The sequence below is a fragment of the Streptomyces sp. 6-11-2 genome (assembly GCF_006540305.1).
Classification (GTDB): domain Bacteria; phylum Actinomycetota; class Actinomycetes; order Streptomycetales; family Streptomycetaceae; genus Streptomyces.
Genome location: NZ_BJOR01000001.1, coordinates 1,215,674 through 1,242,412, shown reverse-complemented (window position 1 = coordinate 1,242,412; position 26,739 = coordinate 1,215,674). Strand labels below are relative to the sequence as shown.

The following is a 26,739-nucleotide window of genomic DNA, read 5'->3' as shown; positions in this document are numbered from 1 at the left end:
GGGAACGGCCGGGCCTCCATCGCGGTGCGGGGAGGCCCGGGTGCGGGAGGTGGGCTCACGGGAAGGGATGCGGGGCCCGGCGGATCTCCGCGTCGGTGAGGTCGCGGTCCCGGTGTCCGCCGCGGCGCAGCGCGGTGCGCAGCCGGGGCATCAGCAGGGCCCGCTGCCGGTTCCAGCCGAAGTCGATCGGCAGCAGTCCCGGCACCACCGTGCCGACCGTCCGCAGCCCCATCCGCTCCTGCTCGGGCGAGGTCTGGTCGACGACGATGACGTCATGGCCCGCCCGGACCAGTTCGTCCCTGACCACGGCGACGTCGTCGCGCAGGTCGCCGGTGCGGGGGCGGCCGCGGCTCTCCCAGTCCCGGTACACCTCGTCGAAGGGACGGGCCACGGACGGCTCCAGATAGCCGCGCGCGTACTCGGCCATGCGGGGCAGCCCGTAGAGCTGGGGGTGGTCCTTCAGATGACGCACCAGGAAGAAGTCGTCGGCCATGGCCTCCAGTTCGCCGCGGCGCTCGGCGGTCTGCCGGGCCAGGTGCGGGATGTAGCTCAGTACCTCGGACAGTGCCCCCTCGACCGCGCTCCTCGGATCCAGCGAGGCCGCGGCCGCGAAGGACAGGGTGCCCGGGCCCCCGTCCCGGCGGACGCCGACCACGGTGACGGCCGGGATCGCCAGGTCGATCCGGTTGTCGAAGACATGGACGTCGTAGCCCTGCAGGGCGGCCCGCTCGGCCATGGCGGCGGCCGTCGGACTGCCGACCGTCCCCAGGTCGATGCGGGGGAGCCGGGCCGCGCCGTACCAGCCGTTCAGGAAGGAGTCGCGCTCGACGAGTTCGAGGAGGCCGCCCAGGACCGCCTCCTCCAGACAGCCGCCGATGGCACAGCCGTTGGAGCACTCGAAGACGAAGTTGTCGTCGGCCGGCGGGATGCTGTAGTAGACCAGCCGCGACGGCACCAGTACGGGGTGCTCGTCCCGCAGTGACCAGCCCCACTCCCAGGGGATGGGCCGGCCCGGGTCGAAGGGCTCGACCAGGGGGTCGTCCCGGTAGGTCTCCGGGCTGTACAGGCCGCACACCGCGGGGTCGACCGCGTCGGCCTTCAGCTCGTCGTAGGAGCCGACGACCGGCGCGGAGCCGCCCCGCCGATGGGTGCCCGCGTACCGTTCAAGGCCTTCGAGGAAGGCGAGCCGGCGGCTGGTGGCGAAGGAGTTCTCCTGCCCGCTCCAGGTGACGTCGTGCAGCCCCGCGTACCCCCGGATGAACACGCTGCCGGCCACCGGAGCGGTGGTCGACGAGGTGACGTCGGTCCAGGTGCCGGCCCCCAGGGCGCCGCAGACCGGATTGGCCAGGGCGTCGGTGGGGAGCGGGTGGGCGAAGGCCGAACGCAGCCGGTAGGCGCCGGGATCCGGCTTGGGACGCGGGGCCGGGGTGAGCGGCGGGACGCTGTCCGGTGCCTGAACGGGCGGGCCGCAGTCGGGACAGAGCGGGTCGGCGAGCAGCGGGAACGTCCTGATCAGCAAGTTGGCCAGGTCCAGCCGGGTCACCTGGGGCAGGGCGCGGTCGGCGGGAAGTCCGGCGGGGGGCACCGGGCCGGGCCTGTTCAACAGGGCCTCGCACAGCGCGGCCACGGTGTCCTGGACATGACTGGTGAGCAGCGGCCAGGCGCCCGCCGGGCGGGGCCCCTCCGGGCCGCCGGTCTCCAGGGCGTTGCGCTCGCTGCGGCTGCGCAGGCGCTGCCACCGTACGGCGAGACAGCGGCCGCAGGCGGGTGCGCTGCCGTCGCCTCCCCACGGGCCGAGCAGGATCGCCGAGGCGCTGACGTGGACCAGCGCCGTCGAGCGGTCCGCGGCCCAGGGGTCCGGGGCCCCGGCGTCCCCGTCCTCCGCGCCGACGGCACCGACCGGCACAACCCGTGGGGCGTCGGCGCCGAAGTGGTCGCCCAGGAACGCCTGGAGAGCGTCGCGGGCCTCCTCCATCGGGTGCGCGAGCAGCCGGGGCGTGGTGCTCATGACGTCTTCGTCCAGCGGAAGGTGCGCGCCGCGGCTGCCCCGAAGACGACGGCGAACGCGACGAGCCCCGCGCACCCCACACCGACGTCGGACAGGTCGCCGCGGCCGGTCAGAGCCGCCGACACCGCGTCGTTGAGATAGCGCAGCGGCATGATCAGCGAGACCTTCTGCAGCCAGTCGGGCATGGCGTCCAGCGGGAAGAACGACCCGGACAGGAAGGCCATGGGCAGCATCAGGAAGTTGGCGATGCCGGCGACCGACTCCGGGGTGTCGGCGATACTGCCGATGATCACCCCGAGCAGCAGGAAGGTGGTGATGCCGAGGACCATGACGGGAATCAGCAGGGGCCACCGGGACGCGGGCACCAGGTCGAACCCGGGAAGCATCGCCACCCCGACGAACAGCACCGACTGGACGAGTCCCACGCCCAGGGCGAGGACGTAGCGGGATCCGATGACGGAGGACAGCGGGGCGGGCGACATACGGATCATCCGGAGGATGTCGTCCGCGCGCCACTGCATCAGCGTGAACCCGATGCCGAAGACGGCGGCGTTGGCGACGCCCCAGGAGAGCACGCCGGCGGCGGTGTAGGAGAGGTAGGAGAAGCCGCTCTCCTCGACGCTCCGGCCGCGGAAGACGAGTCCGAAGACCACGAGGAAGATCAGTGGGAAGGCGAAGGTGAAGAAGACGGTCGTCTTGTCCCGGACCTGGGCGCGGTAGCCCGCCGTGGTCAGCGCGGTGTAGGCGCTCATGCCTGCTGCTCCTGGCTGTTCGTGTGGGTTGTGTCGGTCGCGGTGAGGGGGGCCCGGGTCTGCCGGGCGGTGATCTCGAGGTAGACGTCCTCGAGTGTGGGGGTGCGGGTCTGGACACCGTCCAGACCGGTGAGGGGGTCGAGGGCGGCCAGCACCCGGCCGGTGGCGCGGGTCTCCAGGACGAGGTGTCCGCCCTGCACGGTGACGCCGTCCACACCGGGAAGGGACGAGGCCTCACGCTCGTCGATCCGGCCGAGCGGAACCAGCAGCCGGCTGGTGGCGCCGAAGGTGCCGATCAGGTGCTGCGGTTCGTCGGTGACGACGAGCCGGCCGGCCACCAGGATGCCCACACGGTCGCAGAGCGCCTCCGCCTCGTCCAGGTGGTGCGTGGTGTACACGATGGTCCGGCCCTCCGCCTTGAGGCCCCGCAGGACCTCCCACAGATCGCGTCGGCCCTCCGGGTCGAGCGCGGCGGTCGGCTCGTCGAGGAAGATCAGCTCGGGTCCGTGGACCAGCGCGGAGGCGATGGCGAGCCGCTGCCGCTGGCCGCCCGAGAGGTTGTCGACCCGGACGTCGTGCTGCCCGCCTAGGCCCACGGCGTCGAGGGTGGCGTCGACGGCCTCGCGCTCCGCGCCGAACAGCGCCGCGACGGTGCGCAGGTGCTCGTGGACGGTCTGCCGGACGAAGAAGGCCGATGACTGGGTCTGCACGCCCATGCGCGGCAGCAGACCAGTGTTGCGCGGCCAGGGCGACTCGCCGAACACCGTGACCGAGCCGGAGTCGGTCTTGCGCAGCCCCTCCATGATCTCCACCAGGGTGGACTTCCCGGCCCCGTTGGGGCCGAGCAGCCCGAAGAACTCGCCGCGCCGGACGTCCAGGGAGACACCGTCGACGGCCCGCCGGTCGCCGTAAGTCTTGATCACGTCGTTGACCTCGACGGCGGGTTGGGCTCCGTGATCTGGGGTGGGGGAGGTGGAGCTCATACGGGTACCTCATTCATGAGTTGCGTGATCTTCCGAGGGGGGGACGTCATCAAAGCAGCAGGAGAACGACGGTGGTGCAGCTTCCGGCCGCCGCGAGCAGCACGAGTGCGGCCGCCGTGAAGGCGTAGGACGTGTAGAGACGGCGGGCGCGCCCCGGGTAGGCGGCGACGGCGTCCCGCCCGCGCCGGCGCAGGGCCAGGTAGGTCCGGGTCTCCGGGGCGAGGTTGGCGGTGCCCAGGGCGTGGCCGAGCATGCGATACCCGTCCAGAGGCGGCAGCGGGACCAGGTTGCTCAGGGCCTGCGCGATGCCGACGAAGAGCATCCCGGTGAGCGGCGGGCGGTTCGGGTCGGACGGGTCCAGGAGCGCCCACCAGAGCGCGAAGGGCAGCAGGAGCACCAGGTTGACGTACGCGCCCGCGGCGGCGACCACCAGCTTCGCCCGCAGGCCGGGCAGGAACAGGTAGTTGTCGACCGTGCAGTACATCATCATGGCCGGGAACCGCCAGCGCAGCCCGATCTCGGTGACCACACCGCCGTAGTGCCGGGCGGCGATGCCGTGGGCGAGTTCGTGCAGGCAGATGCTGAACCAGAGGAAGACCGCGAACGGGATGAGCACCAGGGGGCGGGACAGCAGGTCCAGTATCCCGTCGAGGAGCGCCGCCGGATCCGCGAACACGGCCACCGTCATCACCAGTACGGCGGCCGTCAGAGGCAGTTGCGCCCAGGGGCGCAGCAGCGGGCGCAGCACCCGGTGGAGGCGGCCGGTGGTCCTGTGCGCGTCGGTGACGGTCCGCCGACTGCCCTTCCAGAAGGTGCCGGTGCGGGCCGGGGGCGGTTCGGGCGGCGCGGGATCCGGGGACCCGGCGAGCAGCCCGCGGGTGCCGAGCAGGCCGAGCAGCCGGGTCCACTGCTCCTCGGGGAGCCTGCGGCGGAACCGGGCCGCGTACTCGGACACGACGTCGTCGAGGTTCCGGGTTCCGTCGAGCCGGCTGATGACGAAGTGCTCCTTGGGGCCGACCTCGAACGCGGCGCCGCTGACCGGGTGCTTGATCAGGTGGACGGTGCGCGGGCCGCGCAGCAGGGGCGGACCGATCAGCACGCCCGGACGCAGCGCGGGCCGGTAGGCGCGGGCGGCGACGGAACGGTCCGCGGCAGAGCGGTCGGTGGCACTCATGAGGCATCCTGCCGTCCGCCGGCCGGCTCGCGCAGGACCCGGCCCAGAATGAAGGCCAGGTATGCCTCGTCCCGGATCGTCACATGCAGCCGGTTGTTGGTCATGTGCATATACGGCGACAGCAGACGGGGCAGTACCGCCGGAACATGGGTGACGGTCACCAGGGGAGCCGCGTCGGGATCCTCGGCGCGTTCCTGGCCGGTGTCCTCGCGGGCCGGACCGTCCCAGGCGGGGAAGGCGAGTTCACCGCGCTCGGTGAGGTCCACCACCTTCTCGCGCAGTTCCAGGCAGTGCTCGGCCCAGCGGCGGAGGAACGCCGGCAGCCGGGTCAGGTCGCCGCTCGCCACGGCCTGCCTGAGCTGTGCGAACCGTGCGCCGAGGGTGGGCGCCATACGCGCGTAGGTCCGCTCGTACTCGGTGGACCCGATGAAGTTGGTACCGGGGAACAGCCGGTGCCAGAAGGCGTAGTAGGAGTCGAGGTAGTCCGCGAGCCGCTCCTCCTCGGGGAGGAAGCAGCTCGCCATCACCATCATCAGCTGGGCGGAGGTCCCGAGCAGCACCGTCCGCAGGTGCAGGTTCATGCTCCGGTACGCCTCCAGGACCAGGTCGCTGGAGTGCCGGAAGTGCCATTCGGCGAGGGCGACGCCGGCCGGTCCGCCGTACTTGGCGTACTCGGGGGCGTAGACCTCGTAGGAGAAGGAGTTGTTCGGCCTGAGGTTCATCCGGCCGTCCGCGCCCATGTACCTGGCCCGGTCCTCGCCCGGGAACTCGATGTCGAACAGGGCGTTGTAGAAGTCCTTGAGGAAGCCGGAGTCGACCTCGTAGAGGGCGGGGCGGGTCTTCAGGAAGCCGCTGATCGCCTCCTCGGCGCGGCGGCGCACCTCGGCTTCGGCAGCGGGGCCGCTCGGGCGCAGGCGCAGCCGCACGTGCGGCCCCTCCAGCCAGTAGTTGATGAAGAAGCAGCCGGACAGCAGGCCGTCCTCGGTGAGCCGGTCGACCAGCGGGCGCACGCAGTTGACCAGCAGCGGCTGGGGGTTGGCGGCGTAGAAGACGTGCAGCGCCAGCCAGGGAGACGGCTCGGCGCCCTCGGGAGCCGGACGGAAGGCGGCGGGTTCGGTCAGTTCGGGCATGACGGTGCGGCCTCCGGTCTGGACTGCGGCAGTTGGCGGGTGGTGAAGGTCTCCACGGCGAGTTCGGCCACGTGCCGGCCGCGCGGGGAGGTGAGGTGGAGGCCGTCCTCGGCGGGGAGCATTTCCCGGAAGGTCACCCGGGTGCCCGGCTTGCGCTCCACCAGGGCGTCGAACGCGGCCAGGGAGAGCGGGCTGTCGAAGTCGACGTGGACGGGCTTGGCCCCGATCGGGCCCTGGCCGGCGTGGGCGACGGTGGCGAAGCAGCGGTCGGGCAGACCGTGGGTGCGCTGCCAGCGCCGCCACTCCAGGTAGCCCTCCTCCTCCCCGGCTCCGGGGCGGCGGGCCGGCAGGACCTCCGCGTCCGCGGTCCAGCCGCGCCGGCTGACCACCACGTTCCCGTGCCGCACCCGGGGCCTGCGGGTGACCCCGCTCTCGGGCTCGCCCTCGGGGACCCCCGCCCATACGTCGAAGGGCGCCATGGTGCTGGGGGAGAGGAGGAGCAGGGTGCGCGGGATCTCGGGAAGCGCGATCGGCACGAGGTAGCCGAGGTAGACCGGCACGACCTCGCGGTCGAGGCGGCGGGAGCGGAGCACCAGGCGTCCGGACGGCTCGTCGTGCTCGACGTAGAGGTCGTCGAGGTGGATCCGGGCCTCCTCGGGCACGGAACTGGTCTCGCCCGGGCAGACGATCTGGTGGTCGGTCAGCCGGCCGTGCAGGTTCAGGTTGCTGCTGACCGGCCCTCCGGTGATCTCCGCGAACACGGCGCCGTCCGGACTGCGGGCCGCCATCTCCTCGCGCAGCGCGTCGGAGAAGCCGGGTGCCGCCGCGTCCGCGGCCGGTGCGGTGCCGTCGTAGAGGTGGGTGAACCGGCTGAAGGGGAAGGCCAGTCCGCCGTAGGACTTGTTGAGGACGACCTGTTGTCGGCCGCCGGGAGGCCGGGACAGCTGGAGATGGTGGCTCTGCGGTATGAAGTGGCTGGTGAGCGGCGCGAGTTCGGCGGCGGTCTCGGAGAGCAGGCCGTCCGGCAGTTCGATCTCCTCGGCCTCGATCCCCCCGCCGTGCTGCCGCCACAGGGCGCACATGCCCTCGTGGAAGTGGCGGCGGGCCCGGTCGAGGGCCTTCATCTCGCTCTGCCCGAGCCAGTTCTCCTCCGGCACGTAGGCGCCGTCCTTGTCGAAGGAGGCCCGCTTGGAGGTGAAGGACACGTACTGGTCGAAGAAGTCCTCGTGGAAGTCGTGAACCAGGCCGAGCAGGTCGTCGCAGCGTCCGCCGCGGCCGTAGCGGGCGATGAAGAAGCCCAGCAGGGTGACACGCTGAGGGAGCGTCAGGTCGAAGAGCGGCAGGACGCCCTCGATGGCCCGCAGGGCCCGGCCGGTCTCCCCGCTCAGCACGGCGGGCCCGCAGACCAGGTCGTCGCCCGTGCTGACGTCCTCGTACACCAGGGTCTGCGGAAGGGCCGGCTCCGGCGCTCCCAGTTCCCGCTGGGCGTCGAGGAGCCGATCGCGCAGAGTGCTCAGCAGGGTGCGGCGTTCACCGACGTCGGCCCCGGCGTAGCGGGCGAGGCAGTCGGCCGGGCCGTCCAGCAGGTGGGCCAGCCGGTCGGCCCAGGACGCCCCGAGGGAACGCAGGGCGTCCTGGTAGGAACGCAGCGGGTCGCGGCTGTGCACGTCCGCGCGGAGCACCGGCACCTGCACCATGCCGAGGTCCAGGAGGGCCGACGCGTACCGTTCGCACGCGTCGCGTCCGGCGTCGTGCTCGGTCTGGAGCCAGTCGACCAGGTCCCGGTGGCGTACCGGCGCCTCGTGGCCGCCGAGCCATTCCAGGAGCCGCTCCAGGGTGCCGCTGCTGCGCAGGAAGAACAGCCGGTCGCGGACCGCGTCGAAGGTGACGGCGGCGCTGTCGTCACCCGCGGTCATGACATGGCGTACGTAGCGGATGCGGTCGGCGTCGCGTCCCCAGCCCGGGGAGAGGACCACCGGCAGGTCCCGTCGGCGTGCGGGGTCGGCCGTGATCAGTTCGGTCAGCCGGGCCAGTACCACCACGTTGAGCCGTACGTGGCTCACCCAGTCCTCGCCGGTGCGCAGCGCGGCCCCGTCGTCCCACGGGTCGCCCGCGAAGGTGCCGAGGCCGATGCCGGTGAAGGTGCTGAAGGGGCTGGTCTTGCAGGCCGTGCGGTACAGGTAGGTCAGCGCGGAACGCTCGATCTTGCGCAGGCGGTTGCCCGGCCGCGGGCTGGTGTCGCGCAGGTAGGCGTCCAGCCGGCCGTCGAGGGCGGGCGAGGCCAGCAGCAGACCGAGGCGCAGCCGGTCGTCGGTCAGCACATCGCGCAACGCGCGGCGGTTTTCCCGGAGTTCGCCGGCGAGCAGGTCCGCTCCGGTGGCCCGGAGCTCATCGAGACGGGCCCGGTCCCGCAACCACTGGGCGGTGCGCCGGCCGGTCTTCCCGTCCAGCCCCGTCACCAGGCGGACGGCGGCCTCGGAGTCGGCCGGCAGACGGTTGTTGAAGATCTGCCGCCGCAGGTTGAGCAGGCCGCGCCGCACGGCGGCGTCGCCCGGTTCCTCGTCGGGGCCGGTGGTCGACTTGACCAGGGTGTGCAGCAGATCGCTGAGGGCCGCTCCGGCGGCCGTCAGGCGTTCCTCCTCGGCCAGCACGGCGTCGGACCAGCGGCTGGTGCCGGGGCAGCGCAGGCCGTGCACGGTCTCGATGGGCAGGCCGGCCGCGCGGAGCACGAAGCGCCTGCCGGGCTCCCAGTGGGTCCCGGGCTCCGGGGCGGTGCCCGCGTCGGTGGCCGTGGCGGTGCCCGTGCCCGTGCCGGTGTCCAGGGCGGCGGACTCTATGGGTGTCATGGGAATCCTCTGCGGCGGTCAGGCGATCTCGTGGCGGAAGTCGGCGGGCTCGGGCCGTTCGTGACCGAGGGCCATGACGAGCAGCGGGGCCTCGTCGCCTTCCGCCAGCCCGAGCCGCTCGACGAACGAGACGTTGTCGAAGCCCAGCGCCACACCGGCGCCGAGCCCCAGGGCGGAGGCCGCGAGGTAGAAGCTCTGCGCGACGGCTCCGGCGGTGCCGACGGCGAGCCGGTAGCCGCGGTCGCCGAGGGCGTCCAGCACGGCGGTGGTCCGCACGGTGGGCACCAGGACCGCGCCGGCCTGCTCCAGGTTGTAGTTGGCCAGGAAGTAGTTCTCCTGGAGGAACGATCCCTGCGGGCCGGGGACGACCTGACGCAGGGTGCCGCGGTCGGGGTCGTATGCGTACGCCCCCTGCTCCACGCCCTCCACGTGGTTGACGAAGGCGTAGAGCCTGGCGAGCCGGACCGCGCCGGACGGATCGGTGTCCCCGGCCAGCCGGGTCTCGGCGCAGGCCGCCAGGACCGCCGAGAGATGGCCGCCGCCGACCCGGCGCCGGGCGTCGAACCTGCCGAAGCTGGAGCGGCGCTCGCGCAGGGCCCGGCGGACGCCGGTGTCCGGGAAGGCCGGCTCGGGCAGGGCCACGCGGACGCCGTCCGCGTCGTCGGGAAGGGCCGCGGCGGCGGCCAGCGCGCCGGGGGCGGGCCGGTCGGCGGCGCACTCCAGAGTCGCGGTGTGCATGTCGCGCAGCGCGTCGAAGTCCAGCAGGGTGCGCGAGCGTTCGACGTCCCGGTGCCGGACGGCGGGCCGGTGGCGCGGGTCCGTGCGCGGGGCATCCCGGCCGGCGGCGGCGTCCCGGCGGGGCGCCGGGCCGTCCCAGTGCAGCGGCACGACGGCGAACACGGTCTCCTCCTCGCCCGCCGTGCCGAGCAGTTCGTTCAGCCGGGGTTCGTCGAACCAGAGCACCGGGGCGAGCCGCAGGCCATGGGCGGCGGCCCAGATCCGCCAGGTCTGCACCAGAGTGCCGAGGTCGGTGGACACCACATGGAACGAGAAGCTGTTGTACTTGAAGGAGTTCTGCCAGTACTTGACGCCGAGGATCAGGTACTGGTCGGTGTCGAGGGCCTCTTCGGGCGTGTCCGGGCCGAGCGCGTCGCGGACCCGGTCCGTGACGTCGCCGGCCAGCAGCCGCTGCAGGGCGTGCCGGTGGATGTCGTAGTAGTGGAGACCCGGGGTGAGGGGGCCGGAGGGGCCGGATGCCCAGTGGATGCTCACCGGGTAGAGCCCGCCGCCGCCCGCGGTGCCGCGCGACCAGTTCGCGTGGGTGTAGAACGGCAGCCCGGCCAAGTCGGTGTTGGCCTGGATGCCGAGGCGGCGCCCGGTCAGCCCGTAGGAGTCCTTGAGCATCGCCGACAGCAGCGGGAGACTGAACCCCGCCGAGCCATCGGCTTCCTGGTCCTCGGCGGCGCCGGGCAGCAGGCCCGGCGCGATCGGCGCGTCCGCGAGGTCCTCGGTGCCGGGCAGGGCGAATGCCTCGGCGGTCGGGTAGTACTTGCCCTTGCGCGGGCCGTCGGCCCAGTGCACGACATGGTCGGTGGGTTCCATCGGGACGCGGCCGCGGTGCAGGATGGCGTGCGCGTACTCATGGGCGTACCCCATGGGATCCCCCTTTCCTCGGTTCCTCTGTTTCCTGGGCTCTGCTCGGTTCTTCGGCGCACTCGCGCCGGGGACGGACGGCCGGTCATGGGAACGGGTGCGGGCCGGGATGGAGATCGGCCGCGGTGAGGTCGTCCGGCCGCAGGCCCGCCTCGCGCAGCGCGGTGCGCATCCGGGGCATGTGCCGGGCGCGCTGCCGCGTCCAGCCGAAGTCGAGCGGGAGGAGGCCGGGCACCAGCACCTTCACGGTGTGCAGACCGAGAGCGCGCTGCTCGGGCGTGGTCTGGTCGACGACGACCACGTCGAATCCGGCGGACGTCACGGCGTCCACCGCGGCGAGCAGATCGTCTCGTACGTCCGGACCGGAACCGTCGGCGCGGGTCCAGCGCAGGGCGGCCACGCTCCGTGGTTCGGGGGGCGAGGCCGGGCGGAGCAGGAAGTCGGCGTGGCGGCCCATCTCCGGCACCGCGTAGACCAGCGGATGGTCGTGCAGGCTGGTGATCTTCTCGAAGTCCTCGGACATGGCACGGTACCCGGCCTCGTCGCGCCGGAACCGCTGGAGGAGCTGCACCGAGTCGGTGGCGATCTCGCACAGGGCCGCGGCGAGAGCGGCCTCGGGGTCGAGGGCGGCTCCGGCCCCGAAACACATCCGGGCGAGGCCGCCGTCGAACCGCTCGGCGACCGCGGTGACCACGGGGACCGGGAAGGTGATCCGGGTGTCGAAGAACCTGGCCCGGTACCCGTACATGGCCATCCGGTCCACCATGAACCGGGTGCGCGGGTCGGCGCTGGTCGCCGGGTCGATCTCGGGCAGCGGCTGCATCCCGTGCCAGGCGAGCAGGAAGGCGTCCCGTTCCAGGACCTCCATCAGGCCGCTGAGCACGGCCTCCTCCAGACTCCCCCCGGAGGCACAGCCGTTGGAGCTCTCCTGGACGAACCGGTGCTCGGTCCCGGGCTTGTGGTAGAAGGCGAGGATCTCCGGGACGGGGCGGGGGCGCGCGTCCCGCAGCGACCAGCCCCACACCCAGAGGATCGGGCGGTTCGAAGTGAACGGCGGCACCCAGGGGTTGGCCCGGTGGAATTCGTCCGTGTACAGGCCGGTCTCGCGCGGGTCGACGGCGGCCGGCCCGAGATCGTCCAGGGAGGCGGTCAGGGTGAGGGCGCGGCCCCGGGCGCGCATCCCGGCGAAGCGCTCCAGGCCTTCCAGAACACCGATCCGGGTGCTGGCGTGGTACGTGTCGGCGTGACCGCCCCAGAACGTCTCCCGCAGATAGTCGCCGGAGCGACTGGAGAAGCAGCCCACGGTGGCCGAGGTGGTCGGCGAGGTGACGTCGCACACCACCGACGGCCCGACGGCGCCCCAGTGCGGGTTGGCGAACGCGTCCACCTGGAGGCCGTACGCGTCCACCGGCCGGACCCTGCTGACGCCCGGCCGGTACTTGGGCGCGGGCCGCAGGATGAGAACGGCCGACTCGGCGGTCACCGGCTCCGGTGTGCCGCAGCCGGGGCAGTCCGGCTCGGGTACCAGCGGATAGTGACGGACCGTCAGTTTCTCCAGGTCCACCAGCCATACGTCGGGGAACGGCCGCCGGTCGTCCCTGGGGGCGGCGCCGAGCCGGGCGATCAGCGCGGCGACGGCCTGCGCGGCGAACGGCCCCCGGTAGGGCCAGGGGCCCGCCTCCCGGGTGTCGCCGCGCAGCTCGATGCCCTCCCGCAGGCCGACGGAGCGCACCCCCTGCCAGCGGCGCCGCAGACAGTCGCCGCAGCCGGCCCGCCCCTCGGCGGGCCAGGGGCCGACCAGCACCTGCCGGCCGTACAGGTGCACGGGGAGCGCGGCGCGTGAGGCGCCGACGGGGGCGGGGGCGGCGAAGGCGTCCCGCACACCGAGCGCGGAGACCTCGATCCCGGGCTCCTGGTGGCCCGGCTGGGACAGCAACTCCCTCAGGGCTTCGCGGAGTTCCTCCGCGAAGAGACGGCACGCCCCGCTCCGCGGCTCCTCGATCCCGTCGACGGTGGCCTCCGCGAGGTCAACGGTCATCGCCGGCCGCCTTGGTGAGCAGGACCCGGACGGTGTGGATGCCGGCGGCGGGCAGGTCGGCCGCGTGCGTGGGCACGACGAGGGCGTCACGTCCGGCGGCGGCCAGGCGCTCCAGGACGTCCGTCCAGGTCACCGCGGACCGGTCGGTGGCGTCGTCCTGTGCCGTGACCGGTATCAGGGCCGCGTCGAGGTCGGCCAGCAGCGGGTCACCGGTGTCGGACGTGCCCAGTACCCCCTCCGCGGCGAGCTGGACCGTGCCGAGCAGGTCACGCAGGGCGTCGGTGGCCGCGGCGGCCCGCTCCAGAGCGGCGCCGGTGGCCCAGCGGCACGGCTCGTCCGACTCCGTCGGACGGGTCCTGGCCAGCACGACGGACACCCCGGTGCGGTCCGCCTCCCCGAGGTCGAGGACTTCGACGTCCAGTTCCAGATGCCCGGCGGAACGCAGCAGGAAGGTCGCCTCGGGGTCCTCGGCGAACTCGGCCGGGGAGATCATCGCGGTGCGCCCGGTCCCTCGCACGGACCGCTGGAGCGCGTCGTGGGCGAGCGCGGACAGCAGGCCGGCCGCTGCGGCCTCCGGGAGGCCGTCGCCCGCTCCGGCCCCGGCGCGGGACGGCTCGAACCGACGGTCCTGGTTGTCCGGCCCGAAGGGCCGCACGGCGCCGGCCGGCACCAGTGTCTGCTCCTTGGTCAGCAGCGACGTGGCAAGGGCCCAGGAGGCGACCGGATCGCCCCCGGCGCCGGTGGCCGTGGTCAGCGCGTCCGGGTCCACCTTCGGCAGCGCGTCCGGGTGGCCCGAGCCGGAAGTACCGGTCGGGGCGGGGAAGGTGGGCACCACGTGCTCGGCGTAGACCTCGGCGGCCGCGTTGAGGGCCCGCAGGCGGGCGCCCGCGGTGTGATGGACGTCGAACGCGGCGACGGTCCGGGTTCCGGCCGCGCCCAGACCGATCTCCACGGCGCCGACCTTCAGCGGGGTCTGGGTGACCGGTTCGTCCGCGTACCGGGTGAAGACACCGACGGACGGTCGGACCGCGAGCGAGCGGCGGTCGAGCTCGGCGAGCGGCCCCTCGGCCGCGCCGTCGTCCGGGGCGGCGGCGACGACCGGCTGGAAGGCGGGCCGCTCGGGGGCCGCGGTCAGGTCGACGGGCTCGGGAGAGCCGGGCCGGCCCGGGCAGAACGGGCAGCGCGGATGGGGCAGCAGCCGTTCCGCCAGGACGTCGAAGGAAGCCATGTCCTGGAGCAGCACCTGTCCCCGGGTCTCGGCCGGCAGTGCCTTGGTGACCAGCCGGAATACTTCGTAGCCGAGCAGGTTGCCGAGCATCGCGGCGAGCGGACCGCGCGGCCCGGGTCCGGGAGTGCCCCCCAGCGCCAGGCCACTCCAGAGGTTGGCCGCGACCGCTGCGTCCCCCGTCGCGCCGAGCCGCAGCGCCGCGCAGGCCAGGCACCCGGCGGAGTCCGGGGCGCCGACCGGTCCGACCACCGCCCGGCCGCCGAAGGTCCAGGCGGGGAGCAGGAGGCGGCCGTCCGGAACGCCCTCGCCGAGCAGGGCGATCGCGGTCCGGAACGCGTCGCGGCCGCAGGCGGCGACCACCACGTCGTACCCCTCGTACGCGTTCCAGCCGCCCGCCGCGCCGGACCCGGCGTCGGGCAGCACCGCCACCTCGGCCGGGCTGCCCTGAGCGGTGAGCTCCGCCGCCTCGGTCCGGAGCGAGCCGAACTCGGCCGCGGTGGCGGGATTTTCGGCCAGTGCGGCCTCCACACCGACGAAGGCGCAGCCGTTGCGGATCAAGGAGAGCGCGCACCAACGGGCGACCGGGCCGTCGCCGAGCACGGCGACGCGGGTGCCGCGGAACGCGGCGAATCTACTCCCGGCGTCGTCGGCGTAGTGGTCGATGTAGGCGATCTGCTGCCCGAAGCGGGCGGCGACCGCCGGCTCCACGGACGCGCCCGGTCTCTCCTCGGTGGGGTCCGGCACGGGCCGGGCGAATCCGCGCGCGTAGAGCGCCTTGACCAGGCCGCCCACCATCGCCTTCTGCGGGTCCTTGAAGCCGGCGCAGATCTCCGCCACGGTCCGGCTCCCGTCCAGGTGCGGGACGAGGAGGGTGGCGAACCGGTAGGCGGACGGGGAGCTGAGCTGGAAACCACCATCGGCGTTGTGGAAGATCACGCCGCCCGGTGTCTCGGTGAACAGCACGTCGCGGCGCACCCTGGGCCGTGTGTGCGCGGTCTCCTCGTACGGCGTCGTGGGCATGCGGGGATCGCACCTCCGGGTCGGGGCCTGTCGGCCGCTCTGGTCTGAACGGATGGGAAAGGGCGAGGCGTTCGTGGTGTGGGCCGGCTGAGCCGGGCCGCGTTCCGCGCGGTGGCGCCGGGGCCGTCAGGTGGCTCCGGACGGAAGCGCGCGGCGGGCCGGGGAGCCGACGGTCTGCGGGATGTCGCCGGTCCGGGCGGCCCTGTGCAGCGCGTGGGCGCGGAACAGGGAGTTCATCCGGAGCGTCCCCGGCTGCTCCTCGTCGAGGAGCCCGGTGTCGAGGAGTCGCTCAAGCAGTTCCTCGGCGTGTGTCTCGGGGACGGAGAGGGCGGCGGCCGCGGCCGGCCCGGTGATCTGCCCGTTCAGTCGTGCCAGGCGCAGGTGTGCGTCGGCCAGCGGGGCGGGCAGCCGGTCCAGGGCCCCGTCGAGGGCCAGGGGAACGGACATCCGGGGGTCGTCGGGCAGGGCCAGCCGGGCGGGCAGGTCCCGCCGCACCCAGGCGGCGTAGTCCGCCAGGCGCAGCTTTGGCCGGGTCAGCAGCCGGGCCGCGACGATCCGCAGGGCCAGCGGGACATGCCCGCACGTGTCCGTGAGGGTTCGTGCGGCCGTGGCCTCGGCCGCCACCCGTTCATGACCCAGGACGGCGGTGAGGAGCGCGTGGGACTCCTGCGGCGACAGGGCGCCGAGCTGCAGTACCGCCGGGCCGTGCGTGGCGACCAGGGCGGCCAGTCCCAGACGGCTGGTGACGACGACGGCGCCGCAGCCGCTCACGTCGAGCAGCCCGCGTGCCTGGTCCGGGTGCACGACATCGTCGAGTATCACCAGGCACGATCCGCGGGAAGCGCCGGCGGGGAGCAGGGAGCGCAGTTCGGCGGCCGCCTCGTCGGCGGGCCGTGGCCTACCGTCGGGTCCGGTCAGCCGCAGCAGTACGCCGCCCGCGGGGTACCGGTCCGCCACCAACTGCGCGGCGTGCAGGGCCAGCGCGGTCTTGCCCATGCCGGGGCCTCCGGAGATCACCGCGATCACCGGGGCGGCGTCCGCCCGACCGGCGCTTCGGCCGCCGCCGCTCAGGTGGCTCACCAGGTGGGCGGTCTCACCGGTGCGCCCGGTGAAGCCGGGGACGTGGGGCAGCCGGGGCCCGGGCGGGTCGGCCGGACCCGGGGACAGGTGGCCGCCGGGCGGGACGGGTCCGGCCGCAGCGGTGCGCCCGTGCTGCACCGCGGGGTCGTCGGCCGTGGCGTCGCCCGCCGCGGGTGCCCCGTGCGGCGTCAGTGTGAGCGGCGTGGCCTCGAAGGCCGGGTCACGGGGTTCGGCGCCGCGCAGGATGGCCAGTTCCAGGCTCTGCAGTTCCGCGCCCGGGTCGACGCCGAGTTCGTCCCGGAGATGCGTCCTGATCCTCCGGTATTCGGCCAGCGCCTCGATCTGCCGTCCCACCCGGTAGAGCGCCCGCATCAACTGGGCGGCGAATCCCTCGTGCTCGGGGTGGGTCCGGGTGGCCTCCCAGAGGTCCACCAGGACCTCGCGGCATCGTCCCCGGGCCAGTTGGATCTCGCAGACACGTTCCAGGACGCGCAGGCGCTCCTCGACCAGCCGGGGCACCTCGTCGCGGTGTATGAGTGCGGAGGGGACATTGGCGAGAAGCGGTCCCCGCCACAGGCCGAGTGCCGTGCGCAGCAAGGGGAGTTCGGACTCTCCGGCCCCGGCCGCCCTGGACACCAGGCTGCGGAAGTGCAGCAGGTCCAGGGTGTCGCCGTCGGCCGGGAGGCGGTAGCCCCCGGCGACCGCGACCACCGACTGCTCCTCTATGTCGTACTTCGCGAAGAGGCGGCGCAACCGCAGGACGCAACTCTGCAGGGCCGCTTTCGCCGTCGCCGGCTGCGCCTCCCCCCAGACGGCCTGCCGGAGACGATCCGTCGGGACCACCTCGCCGGGGCGGACCAGCAGCGCCGCCAGCAGCGACGTCGGTTTGGACGGCGGAAGAACGACCACGTCACGCCCGTCGGTGATGCTGAGCGGACCGAGCAACTGAAAACGCACCGAGTTCCCCCGTTGACCGTCGAACACCTGCCGGCCCGGCTCACCACGGCGCCTTCAGGGAAGTGGTGTCCTGCCGCCATGGCCGCTCCTGCCGGGAGCGGTGGCTCACACAGGACCCTGATCTCACCTCTGGTGCGGGCGGGACGGAGCACGTGTGAAGTCGTCTTCACGAAACGATTCGGCCTTGTGGCAGTGGTGAGTGTCTACTGGCGTAGACCGTGGGTCAAGAGGTGGTCAAGAAAAGCTCAAGGGGCAAATTTCAGCCACTGACTATGCGTCAACATGCTTTGAAAACAGCGTCGTTACTGGTCACGGACCTGTCGGTGTCCCGCGCCGGGCGGACGCTCCCGAGAAGGCAGGCGCGTTTGACGGATGACGTTCTCCAAAACTTGTCACGGCATTCACTCCCGCTCCGGACGGCCCGGGGCCGGCCCGCGCGCCGCCGGGCGCCGGTGCGACCGGTCCGCGGGCACGGCGAACGCCCGGTTCGCGACCGCCTCTTGACGAGGGAAGGCGCGAACCGGGCGCTGCGGCACCGGACCTGGGCTCAGGCGGAGCAGGAGGTGGTGCTGCAGGTGGAGCTGGAGGTCGAGGTGGAGCTGGTGCTCGTGCAACCGGCCAGCACGACCTCGCTGGCGTCCGAGTAGTCGGAGATCTCGAAGGTCTCGGCCTCGAGCTCGAGGATCTCGTCCGCGAGGGTGCTCAGGTCCTTGTTCATGGTGCCTCCCGATGAGTCGGGGCGGACCGCCGTGGCCGGCAGCCTCCGCCGTGTGGGGTACGGGACCATTCCAGCGGCCCCCGCTCACCGTTCGGCACGTCTGCCGCTGGCATCCCGCTGGCGCGCGGCGCCAGCGGGCGACCGGGGGCGCGCGGAGGGATCGGCTCGCCGGTCGGAACTCCCCGGATTCTCCCCGTATAGCCTGGGAGGATGCTCACTGAGGTCCACGCCACCCGCTACATAGCGCCGCTGCGGTCCGGTGGCTCCGTACCCGGAGTCGTCGAGGCCGACGACCTCGGCACGTACGTGGTGAAGTTCACCGGCTCCGCGCAGGGCCGCAAGGCGCTGGTCGCCGAGGTGATCGTGGGTGAGCTGGCGCGCGCCCTCGGACTGCGGTTCCCCGAGCTGGTCCTCGTGCACTTCGACCCCGCGCTCGCCGCGCACGAACCCCACCAGGAGGTGCGCGACCTGCTCGACGCGAGCCCGGGCGTGAACCTCGGCATGGACTACCTGCCGGGCGCCGTGGACTTCACCCCCGAGGTCGCCGAGCACTTCCCGGTGGACCCCGTGGAGGCGGGCCGGATCGTCTGGCTGGACGCGCTGACCGTGAACGTGGACCGCACCGTCCACAGCTCGAACCTGATGGTGTGGCCGACCTTCGGCACCGCGCCGCCGCGCCTGTGGCTCATCGACCACGGCGCGGCCCTGGTCTTCCACCACCGCTGGGACGCCTCGGAACCGGGAAAGACCTACGACTTCCGCCACCACGCGCTGGGCCGGTACGCGCCGGACGTGCGGGCCGCCGACGCCGAACTGGCCCCCAGGGTGACCCGCGAGCTGCTGCGGTCCGTCCTCGCCGAGGTGCCGGACGCCTGGCTCGCCGACGAGCCCGGTTTCGCCGGCCCGGACGAGGCCCGGCACGCCTACGTCGACTACCTCGCCGCCCGCGTCGAGGCCACCCCGGCCTGGCTGCCCACCGACTTCCCCACCCGTGAGGAGCTGGCGGCGGAGGAGTCCCGGCGGGCCGCGCGGACCCGGGCGGGCCGGCCGGACTGGCTCAAACACGTCCCCGACCTGCACGGCAGACCGGCCGCGGCGCGGGACTGGTCCGTGCACCTGGGATGACCGGCCGCGGCGAGGGGCTGGTCCGTGTGCCCGGGGTGACCGGTCGCGGCGCGGGGCTGGTCCGTGGGCCTGGGGTGAGCCGGGGCATGACGCGAAGCGGCCCCGGAGGGTTCCGGGGCCGCTTCGCGTGGTGCGGTTGTCAGCCCTCGAGCTGCTGGTAGGCCGGCAGGGTCAGGAAGTCGGCGTAGTCCTCGTCGAGGGAGACCTGGAGCAGCAGGTCGTGGGCCTGCTGCCAGTGGCCGACGGCGAAGGCCTCGTCGCCGATCTCCTTGCGGATGTTCTCCAGTTCCTCGGCGGCGACCTCGCGGGCCAGCTCCGGCGTGACCTTCTCGCCGTTCTCGAACTCCACGCCCGCGTTGATCCACTGCCAGATCTGCGAGCGGGAGATCTCCGCGGTGGCCGCGTCCTCCATCAGGTTGAAGATCGCGACCGCGCCCAGCCCGCGCAGCCAGGCCTCGATGTAACGGATGCCGACCTGGACGGCGTTGACCAGTCCCGCGTACGTCGGCTTGGCGTCGAGGGAGTCGACCGCGATCAGGTCGGCCGCCTCGACGTGCACGTCCTCACGCAGCCGGTCCTTCTGGTTCGGCTTGTCGCCGAGGACCTTGTCGAAGGACTCCAGGCAGATCGGCACCAGGTCGGGGTGGGCCACCCAGGAACCGTCGAAGCCGTCGCCGGCCTCGCGGTCCTTGTCGGCGCGGACCTTCTCGAAGGCCACCTTGTTGACCTCGGCGTCCCGGCGGGAGGGGATGAAGGCCGCCATGCCGCCGATCGCGTGCGCGCCGCGCTTGTGGCAGGTGCGCACGAGGAGTTCGGTGTAGGCGCGCATGAACGGAGCCGTCATCGTGACCGCGTTGCGGTCCGGCAGGACGAACTTGGCCCCGCCGTCACGGAAGTTCTTGACGATGGAGAACAGGTAGTCCCAGCGGCCCGCGTTCAGTCCGGCGGCGTGGTCGCGCAGTTCGTAGAGGATCTCCTCCATCTCGTACGCGGCCGTGATCGTCTCGATCAGGACGGTGGCGCGCACGGTGCCCTGCGGGACGCCGACGTAGTCCTGGGCGAAGACGAACACGTCGTTCCACAGCCGCGCCTCCAGGTGCGACTCCGTCTTCGGGAGGTAGAAGTACGGGCCCTTGCCGAGGTCGAGCAGACGCTGCGCGTTGTGGAAGAAGTACAGGCCGAAGTCGACGAAGGCGCCCGGCACCTGGGTGCCGTCCGCGTCGACGAGGTGGCGCTCGTCCAGGTGCCAGCCGCGCGGGCGCATGACGACCGTGGCGAGCTCCTCGTTCGGGCGCAGCGCGTAGGACTTGCCGGATCCGGGGTCCGTGAAGTCGATGTTCCGGGTGTAGGCGTCGATCAGGTTGAGCTGGCCGAGGACCACGTTCTCCCAGGTCGGGGCGGAGGCGTCCTCGAAGTCGGCGAGCCAGACCTTCGCACCCGAGTTGAGCGCGTTGATGGTCATCTTGCGGTCGGTGGGACCGGTGATCTCGACCCGGCGGTCGTTCAGGGCCGCGGGAGCCGGGGCCACCTTCCAGGAGTCGTCCGCGCGGATCGCGGCCGTCTCCGGGAGGAAGTCGAGCGTGGAGGTGCGGGCGATCTCGGCGCGGCGCCGCGCCCGGCGGGCGAGAAGTTCGTCGCGGCGCGGCGTGAACCGCCGGTGCAGCTCGGCCACGAAGGCGAGCGCCGCGTCGGAGAGGACCTCGTCCTGCCGGGGCAGGGGCTCGGCGTCGACGATGGCCAGCGGGGACGGCGCTGGTGCGGACATGAGCTGTCACTTCCTTCGGGGGAGCTTCTTCAGCGAACCACGTTCGGTGCCACCACGCCGTGGCACCGGATGCCAATGGCTATGAATGCGGCATTTCGCACCCGAGGAGCGGTCGAGTGCTTCTGAAGTGTGGATAGTAGTTTCCTCATGGTGGAAGTTCAATGGTGTGTTGACGTCGAGATTCTTCGAGTCGAGTGAAGGTGGCGCTCGGTGCCATCCCGCTCACTCAAGGTGGCCCAGGTCGGCCTCGGTGTCGATGTCGTACGCCCGTGCCACGTCCCCGCACTCGACGAGGGTGATCGATCTCTCGTGCGCCCTCAGGTAGGCGCGTGCCCCCCGGTCGCCGGTCGCGCTCTCCGCGACGCCGCCCCAGTGGGCCGCCCCGAGCAGCACCGGATGGCCGCGCACGCCGTCGTACGCGGCCGAGACCAGCGAGCCCTCGTCCCGGTACGCGGCCCGCACCCGGGCCACCGCCTCGGCGCTCACACCGGGCTGGTCCACGAGCAGGACCAGGGCCGCGCGGGCCCCCGTACCGGCGAGGGAGTCCAGCCCGGCCCGCAGCGAGGAGCCCATGCCCTGCTCCCAGCGCGGGTTCTCCACGAGCACGCAGCCGGCCAGTGCCGCGCGCCGCCGCACCTCGGCCGACCGCGCGCCCAGGACCACGTGGACCCGTTCGCATCCGGCCGCCCGCAGGGTCCCGACCGCGTGCTCCACCAGCGGCCGGCCCCGGTGCGCCAGCAGCGCCTTGGGCCGCCCGCCGAGCCGCCGCCCGCCGCCGGCGGCCAGCACCAGTCCCGCGATCTCGTCCTCTGCGCGTGTCATGGGTCCTGCATACCGCGGACCGTCCACCGTCGAGCCCGTGTGCGGGGGCTGAATTTCGGTCCCCGCGGTGGCGCACCCCGGTCCTGGTGGCGTTTACTGATCGGCGTCCCCCGGCGCCCGACCCGCTCGACAGGGATGTCCGACGGGACCACGGAGGGGACGGCGCACGACGGCGTGCGAGGGGGAGGGGCTGTGTTGCGGAGCTTGGACCGGCGGCCGGCGACCGGCGGCAAAGAGGATCCCAGGGTGACGGAACTGCGGACCGCCGTGGCCCGGCTGCGCCGTGAACTCGCCGCGCATCCGGCGGAGTTCTCCGACCGTGCCATCGCCGAGGACGAACTGGCCGCCCTCGCCGCGATGGCCGCCCACGGCACTCCCGAGATCCCGCGGCTGCGCCGCTCCCTGCTGCTGATCGCCGGATCCATCGGCTCGGTCAGCGCCCTGGCGCACGGACTGTCCCAGGTGCGTACCGCGGTCGACCTGTTCGCGGAGCCGCCGCGCGGTTGACGGACCCGTCAGTCCCGGCCGGTGTCCGTGCCCGGAGGCCCGGTGTGCGCGCCGGCGGGCCCGTCCGTGCCCGGAGGCCCGGTGTCCGCGCCGGCGGGCCCGTCCGTGTCCGTGCCCGTCACGGTCTCAGGCGCCGGATGAGGCCCTGCCCGGTTGCCGCCGCCACCGCCGCGGTACGCGACTCGACGCCCAACTTGGCGTAGATGTGCACCAGATGGGACTTCACCGTGGCCTGGCTCAGGAACAGGCGCTTGCTGATCTGAAGGTTGGACAGGCCGTCGCGGACCAGTTCCAGCACCTCCAGCTCGCGGCGGCTGAGCGCGGCCGCGGGCGTGCGCATGCGGTCCATCAGACGGTGGGCGACCGCGGGCGCGAGGGCAGAGCGGCCGGAGGCGGCGGTGCGCACCGCGGCGGCCAGCTCCTGCGGCGGCGCGTCCTTCAGGAGGTAGCCCGCCGCACCGGCCTCCACCGCGGCGAGGATGTCCGCGTCGGTGTCGTACGTGGTCAGCACCAGGACGCGCGGGGCGCCGGGCCGGGCGGTGATCGCCGCCGTCGCCTCCGCACCGTGCGCGCCGCCCGTGCCGAACTGCAGATCCATCAACACCACGTCCACACCGCCCGCCGCGGCCAGTTCCACGGCGCGCTCCGCCGTCGGCGCCTCCCCGGCGATCTCGAAGTCGGGCTCGGCGGACAGCACCGCCTTCAGGCCCGCACGGACCACGGGATGGTCGTCCGCCAGCAGCAGCCGGATCGTCATGCGCCGCCCCCGGAGACCGGGTACGGCAGCGTGACCGCCACCGCGGTGCCCTGGCCGGGCGCCGACTCCACGGCGAACGTCCCGCCCAGCGCCTCGGCCCGCGAGCGCATCGCGGGCAGCCCGAAACCGCCGTCCGCCGCCCGGTCGGGCCGTGCGGCGGTGTGCCCGGCGCCGGGATCGAAACCCGCGCCGTCGTCGACGACGTCCAACGCCACCGCCGTGTCCATGAAGCTCAGGGTGATCTCCGCGCGGTGGGCGCGGGCGTGCCGCAGGGTGTTGCCGAGCGCCGACTGGGCGATCCGGAGCAGCGCCACCTCGTAGGGGGTGGGCAGCTCGGCCGGAGCGCCGCTCATCGTGAAGCGGACCTTGGTCGGCGCGGCCACGCCCGAGCACAGCCGTTCCAGGGCTCCGGCCAGTGAGCCGCGTTCCAGGTCGGGCGGGGTCAGCGCGTGCACGAAGCGGCGGGCCTCGGCGAGGTTGTCCTGCGCGGTCGCGCGGGCCTGCTCGATGTGCGCGGCGGCCGGGGAGCCGTCGGGCAGCGCACGCTGGGCGGCACGCAGCAGCAGCTGGATGCTGGACAGGCCCTGGGCGAGCGTGTCGTGGATCTCCCGGGCCAGCCGCTCCCGCTCCGCCAGCGTGCCGGCGGTGCGCTCGGCGCCGGCCAGCTCGGCGCGGGTGGCCACCAGCTCCTCGATCAGCTCACGGCGCCGCTCGCTCTCCCGGTACAGGGCCTCGTAGCCGAGGACCGTGGCGACGGCGACCGCCGCGCCGAGCAGCGGGCCGATGAACGCGCCCGCGGTGATCTGCCCCCCGTGCCCGATGAAACCGACGATGGCCGCGCCCGCGGTCGCGGCGACCGCGGGCAGGCTCCAGCGCACCGGCAGCAGGTGCAGTTGCAGGAAGTACAGCGGGAAGGCCGCCCACAGGGCCTCGGGAGAGAACGCGAGCAGCACCAGCCAGGCCACGCCGAGCGCCGCCAGCCACATCGCCGCCGCACGCCGGGAGCGCTGCACCGCCGGGCGCAGCACACCCCAGGCGAACACCGCGCCCGTGCCGAGAGCCGCCACCACAGTGGCAGGACTCGGCGCGCGAACCGCGGCGAGCGCCAGCAGGCCTGCGAACAGCGCGTACAGGCACAGGCGCAGGGTGACGACGACGGAAGAGTGGGTGCGGACATCCATGACGGGTCCAGGGTAGGCGGGCCGGGCGGGACGCCGGTCAACCGAAAGTTCGAAAGACGGGTGCGTCCTTCGATCCGCGGCAGCCGTGCCTCGGCGCGATGCCCGGCGGGGGCGGTGCCGCGCAGGGTGGAGGACATGTTCGTCGCATGGAGAGACCTGCGCTTCGCCAAGGGGCGGTTCGCCCTGATGGGAGCCGTGGTCACACTGATCACCCTGCTCGTGGGGCTGTTGTCCGGGCTCACCGCCGGGCTGGCCGAGGAGAACGTCTCGGCGGTGAAGGGCCTGCCCGCCGACCACCTCGCCTTCGCCGCGCCACCCGGCGGCCGGCCGGTGTCGTTCACCGGTTCCTCGCTGCCGCCGGAGGCCGTCCGGCGGTGGGCGGAACGCGTCCCGTACGCGGAGCCGGTCGCGATCCGCACGCTCGACGCGGCCGCCGGGAGCCGTACGGCGGCGGTGTCCGTGTTCGCCGTACGCCCGGCGGCCGGCATCTCACCGGACGGCGTGGCGCCCGGGCGGGCCGTGCTCTCCGCCGAGGCGGCGTCCGCACTCGGCGTCGCCGCCGGGGACCGGGTCCGTCTCGGCTCCGCCGTCCGGACCGTGGCGGCCGTGACGGGCGGTGCCTCCTACAGCCACACGCCCGTGGTGTGGACGGCGTGGGACGGCGGCCGGGCGACCGTGATCGCGCTGCGCACGCGGGGCGCCGACGTTCCGGCCGGGGACCGGAGCGCCGGCACGAAGACCCTCGCCAAGGACGACGCGCTGACCGCGATCGGCTCCTACCAGGCCGAGAACGGCTCGCTGCAACTGATGCGCGGTTTCCTGTTCGCCATCTCCGCGCTGGTCGTCGGGGCGTTCTTCACGGTGTGGACGATCCAGCGGTCCCCCGACATCGCCGTACTCAAGGCGCTCGGGGCCTCCACCGGCCACCTGTTGCGCGACGCGCTGGGACAGGCCGCGGTGCTGCTCGCCGCCGGGACGCTGCTCGGCACCGGGCTCGCGGCCCTGACCGGTGCCCTGGTACGGGGCGGCGCGATTCCCTTCGTGCTCGACCTGCCGACCGTCCTGCTGCCCGCCGCGGTGATGGCCGCCCTGGGCGTGCTGGGCGCCGGCCTCTCCGTCCGGCGGATCACCGCCGTCGACCCGCTGACCGCGCTGGGAGGCGTGCGATGAGCCTGCTCCTCGACGACATCACCCTGACCTATCCCGACGGCGACGGCAGGCTCACCGCCCTGGACCGGGTACGCCTGGAGGTGCCCGCGGGCACGGTCACGGCGGTGGCCGGGCCGTCCGGCTCGGGCAAGTCCAGCCTGCTCGCGGTCGCGGCCACGCTGATCACGCCGGACAGCGGACGCGTATGCGTGGACGGTACGCCGACCGGGGAGCTGAGCGCCGCGGAGCGGGCGGTGCTGCGCCGCCGCGGCATCGGGATCGTCTTCCAGCAGCCCAACCTGCTGCCGTCGCTGACGGCGGCGGAGCAGCTGGAGGTGATGGCCCGCCTGGACGGCCGCCGGGCGGCGGCGGGCCGGGTCCGCGAACTCCTGGCCGCCGTGGGCCTCGCCGACCGGGCGCACCGGCGCCCGCACCAGCTCTCCGGCGGTCAGCGCCAGCGTGTCAACATCGCCCGTGCGCTGATGAACGACCCTTCCGTCCTCCTGGTCGACGAGCCCACCAGCGCCCTCGACCACGAACGCGGCGCGGCCGTCCTCGACCTGCTGACCAGCCTCACCCGTGCCCGCGGCACGGCGACCGTCCTCGTCACCCACGACCGCACCCACCTGGGCGCGGCGGACGCGGTGCGGGAGATGAGAGACGGACGGCTGGCCCCTCCAGCCGCCGACCGCCCCGGTGATTCGGGACACCGACTGGGCGAACGAGGAAGGGCCTGAGGGCGGCGGCCGGCCCGGTGGTGGGGGGCGGGAACCGGGGCGGCCGGGGTGGAGCCGGTTGGCCGGTGGTGCGTGCCGGCCCCGGCCGGGGGCAGGGGCGGGCCGGGGGCAGGGGCCGGCCGGGGCCCAGCCCCTTCGGGCCGCCCGGCCGGCGGTCCGTCACTGCGTGCGCGTCCCCGCCCGCGGGCGGGGACGCGCACGTCCGTGGGCGGGATGCGCCGACCGGCTGCCGGCGGGCCGGGAATCAGGCCGCCGGGCCCGAGCTGGCGAGGGCCTTGGACAGTTCTCTCGCCACCTGCTGGAGGACCGGGACGATCCGTTCCGTCGCCGTGTCCGTGACCCGGCCCGCAGGGCCGGAGATGGAGATCGCCGCGGCGGTGGGGCTGTCGGGGACGGTGACCGCGAGGCAGCGGACCCCGATCTCCTGCTCGTTGTCGTCGACCGCGTAGCCGAGCCGGCGGACGTCCTGCAGGGCCGCCAGGAAGCCGTCCGGGGTGGTTATCGTCTTGTCCGTGGCGGCCGGCATGCCGGTGCGGGCCAGCAGCGCGCGCACCTCGTTGTCGGACGTGTGCGCCAGCAGGGCCTTGCCGACGCCCGTGGAGTGCGGCAGCACCCTGCGGCCCACCTCGGTGAACATCCGCATGGAGTGCTTGGACGGCACCTGCGCCACGTAGACGATCTCGTCCCCGTCCAGCAGTGCCATGTTCGCGGTCTCGCCGGTCTCCTCCACCAGCCGTGCCAGGTACGGCCGCGCCCAAGTGCCGAGCAGCCGCGAGGCGGACTCGCCGAGGCGGATGAGGCGGGGACCGAGCGAGTACCGCCGGTTCGGCTGCTGCCGCACATAGCCGCAGGCGACCAGGGTCCGCATCAGCCGGTGGATGGTGGGCAGCGGCAGACCGCTCGCGGCGGAGAGCTCGCTCAGACCCACCTCGCCCCCGGCGTCCGCCATCCGCTCGAGCAGGTCGAAGGCACGCTCGAGGGACTGGACCCCACCGGTGGCGGCGGGGCCGGCGGAGGCGGAGGACTTGCGCTCGTCTGACGGCGGCACGTCGCATTCCTTTCTGCGGGTGTGGCCGCATGCTACCGGCCTGGTCGGATGCCTACCGAGG

The 26,739-nt window shown here is 73.5% G+C and carries 20 protein-coding genes; 4 read left to right on the top strand and 16 right to left on the bottom strand.

The features are described from left to right. Nucleotides 1-55: 55 nt before the first annotated feature. The 11 genes from TNCT6_RS04990 to TNCT6_RS04940 all read right to left on the bottom strand — a co-directional run bounded on the left by TNCT6_RS04990 (nucleotide 56) and on the right by TNCT6_RS04940 (nucleotide 17,587). Nucleotides 56-2,008, bottom strand: a complete 1,953-nt coding sequence (locus tag TNCT6_RS04990; RefSeq protein ID WP_373996150.1) for a TOMM precursor leader peptide-binding protein — start codon at nucleotides 2,006-2,008, stop codon at nucleotides 56-58. Then, entirely contained in the window at nucleotides 2,005-2,760 is a 756-nt protein-coding gene (locus TNCT6_RS04985) for an ABC transporter permease (RefSeq protein ID WP_141356955.1), read from the bottom strand. Before TNCT6_RS04985 ends, TNCT6_RS04990 begins: the two co-directional genes overlap by 4 nt. Next, entirely contained in the window at nucleotides 2,757-3,743 is a 987-nt protein-coding gene (locus TNCT6_RS04980) for an ABC transporter ATP-binding protein (RefSeq protein ID WP_141356953.1), read from the bottom strand. The genes TNCT6_RS04985 and TNCT6_RS04980 overlap by 4 nt, the downstream gene beginning before the upstream one ends. A gap of 49 nt (nucleotides 3,744-3,792) precedes the next feature. After that, nucleotides 3,793-4,917 (bottom strand): metalloprotease, encoded by a 1,125-nt coding sequence (locus tag TNCT6_RS04975; RefSeq protein ID WP_141356951.1) that lies wholly within the window; start codon nucleotides 4,915-4,917, stop codon nucleotides 3,793-3,795. Continuing rightward, nucleotides 4,914-6,047 (bottom strand): lantibiotic dehydratase C-terminal domain-containing protein, encoded by a 1,134-nt coding sequence (locus tag TNCT6_RS04970; protein ID WP_141356949.1) that lies wholly within the window; start codon nucleotides 6,045-6,047, stop codon nucleotides 4,914-4,916. Before TNCT6_RS04970 ends, TNCT6_RS04975 begins: the two co-directional genes overlap by 4 nt. Next, entirely contained in the window at nucleotides 6,035-8,893 is a 2,859-nt protein-coding gene (locus TNCT6_RS04965; protein ID WP_141356947.1) for a lantibiotic dehydratase, read from the bottom strand. The genes TNCT6_RS04970 and TNCT6_RS04965 overlap by 13 nt, the downstream gene beginning before the upstream one ends. 18 nt (nucleotides 8,894-8,911) lie before the next feature. Beyond that, nucleotides 8,912-10,549: a nitroreductase family protein gene (locus tag TNCT6_RS04960; protein ID WP_141356945.1), complete on the bottom strand. Its 1,638-nt coding sequence runs from the start codon at nucleotides 10,547-10,549 to the stop codon at nucleotides 8,912-8,914. Nucleotides 10,550-10,631: 82 nt separating this feature from the next. Beyond that, the gene (locus TNCT6_RS04955; protein ID WP_141356943.1) at nucleotides 10,632-12,584 is read right to left on the bottom strand and encodes a TOMM precursor leader peptide-binding protein; all 1,953 of its coding nucleotides are present in this window, start codon (nucleotides 12,582-12,584) and stop codon (nucleotides 10,632-10,634) included. Then, a complete protein-coding gene (locus tag TNCT6_RS04950) occupies nucleotides 12,574-14,832 on the bottom strand; it encodes a TOMM precursor leader peptide-binding protein (RefSeq protein WP_141356941.1) in 2,259 nt (752 codons plus the stop codon). Before TNCT6_RS04950 ends, TNCT6_RS04955 begins: the two co-directional genes overlap by 11 nt. Nucleotides 14,833-14,958: 126 nt before the next feature. Next, entirely contained in the window at nucleotides 14,959-16,869 is a 1,911-nt protein-coding gene (locus TNCT6_RS04945; RefSeq protein WP_141356939.1) for an AfsR/SARP family transcriptional regulator, read from the bottom strand. A 547-nt stretch (nucleotides 16,870-17,416) separates the two neighbouring features. Beyond that, nucleotides 17,417-17,587 carry a thiazolylpeptide-type bacteriocin gene (locus TNCT6_RS04940; protein WP_031128743.1) on the bottom strand — a complete coding sequence of 57 codons (171 nt, stop codon included), beginning with the start codon at nucleotides 17,585-17,587 and terminating at the stop codon, nucleotides 17,417-17,419. Between the two features lie 210 nt (nucleotides 17,588-17,797). Between TNCT6_RS04940 and TNCT6_RS04935 the strand changes: the two genes are divergently transcribed. Further along, nucleotides 17,798-18,712 carry a HipA family kinase gene (locus tag TNCT6_RS04935; protein WP_141356937.1) on the top strand — a complete coding sequence of 305 codons (915 nt, stop codon included), beginning with the start codon at nucleotides 17,798-17,800 and terminating at the stop codon, nucleotides 18,710-18,712. Between the two features lie 139 nt (nucleotides 18,713-18,851). Here TNCT6_RS04935 and aceB read toward each other — a convergent pair whose 3' ends face one another. After that, complete coding sequence (gene aceB, locus TNCT6_RS04930; protein ID WP_141356935.1) at nucleotides 18,852-20,477, bottom strand: malate synthase A; 1,626 nt, start codon at nucleotides 20,475-20,477, stop codon at nucleotides 18,852-18,854. Nucleotides 20,478-20,699: 222 nt separating this feature from the next. Beyond that, nucleotides 20,700-21,299, bottom strand: a complete 600-nt coding sequence (locus TNCT6_RS04925) for an NTP transferase domain-containing protein (RefSeq protein ID WP_141356933.1) — start codon at nucleotides 21,297-21,299, stop codon at nucleotides 20,700-20,702. 192 nt (nucleotides 21,300-21,491) lie between these two features. Here TNCT6_RS04925 and TNCT6_RS04920 point away from each other — a divergent pair, with 192 nt between their 5' ends. Beyond that, entirely contained in the window at nucleotides 21,492-21,806 is a 315-nt protein-coding gene (locus tag TNCT6_RS04920; protein WP_141356931.1) for a DUF5955 family protein, read from the top strand. Nucleotides 21,807-21,924: 118 nt separating this feature from the next. On the opposite strand, the gene TNCT6_RS04915 is transcribed toward TNCT6_RS04920, so the two are convergent. Continuing rightward, on the bottom strand, nucleotides 21,925-22,563 hold the full coding sequence (locus TNCT6_RS04915; protein WP_141356929.1) for a response regulator transcription factor: 639 nt from the start codon (nucleotides 22,561-22,563) through the stop codon (nucleotides 21,925-21,927). After that, nucleotides 22,560-23,744 (bottom strand): sensor histidine kinase, encoded by a 1,185-nt coding sequence (locus TNCT6_RS04910; RefSeq protein WP_141356927.1) that lies wholly within the window; start codon nucleotides 23,742-23,744, stop codon nucleotides 22,560-22,562. The genes TNCT6_RS04915 and TNCT6_RS04910 overlap by 4 nt, the downstream gene beginning before the upstream one ends. A gap of 135 nt (nucleotides 23,745-23,879) precedes the next feature. On the opposite strand from TNCT6_RS04910, the gene TNCT6_RS04905 reads away from it, so the two are divergent. Continuing rightward, nucleotides 23,880-24,914 carry an ABC transporter permease gene (locus tag TNCT6_RS04905; RefSeq protein ID WP_141356925.1) on the top strand — a complete coding sequence of 345 codons (1,035 nt, stop codon included), beginning with the start codon at nucleotides 23,880-23,882 and terminating at the stop codon, nucleotides 24,912-24,914. Then, the gene (locus TNCT6_RS04900; protein ID WP_141356923.1) at nucleotides 24,911-25,630 is read left to right on the top strand and encodes an ABC transporter ATP-binding protein; all 720 of its coding nucleotides are present in this window, start codon (nucleotides 24,911-24,913) and stop codon (nucleotides 25,628-25,630) included. The genes TNCT6_RS04905 and TNCT6_RS04900 overlap by 4 nt, the downstream gene beginning before the upstream one ends. A gap of 244 nt (nucleotides 25,631-25,874) precedes the next feature. On the opposite strand, the gene TNCT6_RS04895 is transcribed toward TNCT6_RS04900, so the two are convergent. Further along, nucleotides 25,875-26,678 (bottom strand): IclR family transcriptional regulator, encoded by an 804-nt coding sequence (locus TNCT6_RS04895; RefSeq protein ID WP_141356922.1) that lies wholly within the window; start codon nucleotides 26,676-26,678, stop codon nucleotides 25,875-25,877. Nucleotides 26,679-26,739: the final 61 nt, after the last annotated feature.